This window comes from Acinetobacter sp. 479375, from assembly GCF_000581715.1.
Taxonomy (GTDB): domain Bacteria; phylum Pseudomonadota; class Gammaproteobacteria; order Pseudomonadales; family Moraxellaceae; genus Acinetobacter; species Acinetobacter ursingii.
Window position 1 is genome coordinate 1 of sequence record NZ_JEZN01000063.1, and the last position, 2,047, is coordinate 2,047.

General features: G+C 41.4%; 2 protein-coding genes, 2 tRNA genes and 1 pseudogene. 4 read left to right on the forward strand and 1 reads right to left on the reverse strand.

What is annotated here, in order from left to right; translation table 11 throughout:
* Positions 1-61, reverse strand: a pseudogene (locus J500_RS17795) (imidazoleglycerol-phosphate dehydratase); the annotation flags it as partial.
* Between the two features lie 97 nt (positions 62-158).
* Between J500_RS17795 and J500_RS16720 the strand changes: the two are divergent.
* The 4 genes from J500_RS16720 to J500_RS16735 all read left to right on the forward strand — a co-directional run bounded on the left by J500_RS16720 (position 159) and on the right by J500_RS16735 (position 1,781).
* A complete protein-coding gene (locus tag J500_RS16720) occupies positions 159-548 on the forward strand; it encodes a GNAT family N-acetyltransferase (RefSeq protein WP_004991836.1) in 390 nt (129 codons plus the stop codon).
* A 98-nt stretch (positions 549-646) separates the two neighbouring features.
* Positions 647-722 (forward strand) — tRNA-Phe (locus tag J500_RS16725).
* Positions 723-859: 137 nt separating this feature from the next.
* A tRNA-Phe gene (locus J500_RS16730) sits at positions 860-935 on the forward strand.
* Between the two features lie 117 nt (positions 936-1,052).
* Positions 1,053-1,781, forward strand: a complete 729-nt coding sequence (locus J500_RS16735) for a class I SAM-dependent methyltransferase (RefSeq protein ID WP_004994430.1) — start codon at positions 1,053-1,055, stop codon at positions 1,779-1,781.
* The last annotated feature ends 266 nt before the right edge of the window (positions 1,782-2,047 follow it).

Consider the following 2,047-nt stretch of genomic DNA (forward strand, 5'->3'; position numbering starts at 1 on the left):
AACGAACCCGGATTTTGGTCTCATTGGTATTTCTTACCACTTCACTGATACGCTCTGTCATGGACACGTTCCTCAAAAAACGTTAAAAATGATGAATATAAAGCTCAATTCGCTGTGACAAAAGTGACAGCACACAGATTGCTCAGGAGGGTTAATCCATGCCTATAACCGTACATGCTTATACTTCACTTGAAAACGAAGAAATGCGCAGCCAGCTTGAGCGACTGTATGACACAAGTCCTGAATTTGGCGATGGGCAAGATGCGGTCGAGCAGCTAGAACAAAATCTGGCGCAGTATACCACAGTCTATACCGCTGAATTTAACACCAAGATTATAGGTGCAATCTGGTGTACAGGACAAGGTGAAAGCAAGATTCTGGAATATATTGTTGTACATCCTGCCAATCGGGGGCGAGGGGTCGCGGAACGTCTGGTGAGTGAAGTTTGCCGTATGGAAGAGGAAAAAGGGGTTAAATTTTTTGAACCAGGTTGTGGGGCGATTCATCGTTGTCTGGCGCATATCGGTAAATTATCGGTTCAGGGATAATTTTTGCGAAAATACTGCTTTAAATTTAAACGTTCAGGCAAAAAATGCAGGCTGTATCTTGACTGAGGCGGTCGAACATTGTTTAATACGCCCACATCGGCGCGATAGCTCAGTCGGTAGAGCAACGGATTGAAAATCCGTGTGTCGGCAGTTCGATCCTGCCTCACGCCACCATATTTAAAAAACCAAATTTGTGTTTTCGATCCCTGATCCCATCAGGGATTTTTTTTGGGTAAAAAAAAGACATTTGATGAAAAAGATGCTGATTTTGATTGACTAATTGCCTGAGATACGGCTTAATACACGCCATCGGCGCGATAGCTCAGTCGGTAGAGCAACGGATTGAAAATCCGTGTGTCGGCAGTTCGATCCTGCCTCACGCCACCATATTCAAAAAAGCCCTAGACATTGTTTAGGGCTTTTTTATTGTCTGACAATTTTAGTGATGTGCTTTCATTTTTATTTTATAGTCAAGTATAAGCATCTAAAATCAAGGAGCGGAGGATGAAAGATTTATTCTCAGCCCAAAGTCAGCTTTATCAACAGGCACGACCAACTTATCCACAGGCGGTGGTTCAAGAGCTGCTTAAACATGTGCCTGCATACGACTTTGCATGGGATTGCGGCGCGGGATCAGGTCAGTTCACCCAACTTTTAGCGCCTTATTTTGAGCAAATTGTGGCAACAGATTTAAGCGTCAATCAATTGCAACACGCCCCTTATTTTGAAAATGTCAGTTATCAGGTACAGACGGCAGAACAGGCTCGTTTTCCAGCGCAATGTTTTGATTTCATCAGCGTCGCCCAAGCGATTCACTGGTTTGATTTTGATGCTTTTTATGCGCAAGTCAAACGAACTTTAAAACCCGAGGGTGTATTTGCTGTATTGGGTTATGGTTTGATTCAGGTCGATCATACGCAACTCAACGACGCGATTCAGTATTTATATCGGGTCATTCTCAAAGATTACTGGGATGCTGAACGTCATTATGTGGATGAGCAGTATCAGACCATTCCGTTTCCATTTAAGGAAATTGCTATGCCTGATTTTAAAATTCAGTTAGCGTGGTCTTCTGAACAATTGATTGATTATTTGTACACGTGGTCGGCAATCAAACATTATATCCAGCAAAATGATGCAGATCCTTTAAATCGAATACGAGCCTTATGCTCATCCGATCAAAGCTTTCAAATTGAGTTTCCTATTTTGTTAAGAGTAGGAACGCTCGGGTAATCAATAGCAAAACAATGATGCATAGCCGCTTTTGACATGACGACTGCGATAACAGCCAAATCTAAGACATAAAAAAAGCCAGATCATTGAGATCTGGCGCTGAAAACTCATCATTCTTATGATTTTCGAGATTTTTAAAATTTAAATTTTACATTTTTTACTTTTTTGATAAGTCTCGATATTTTCAATATTAGTTTGAGCCTTATTTTTCAGGGCTTGCTGTAGTTTTAGATTGTTTTCATCTGAGGTGTCTTCTGAACCAGCCA

Bases quoted from the DNA above. Each gene is read 5' to 3' on its own strand.
- J500_RS16720 (WP_004991836.1), top strand. From the start codon at position 159: ATGCCTATAACCGTACATGCTTATACTTCACTTGAAAACGAAGAAATG.
- J500_RS16735 (WP_004994430.1), top strand. From the start codon at position 1,053: ATGAAAGATTTATTCTCAGCCCAAAGTCAGCTTTATCAACAGGCACGA.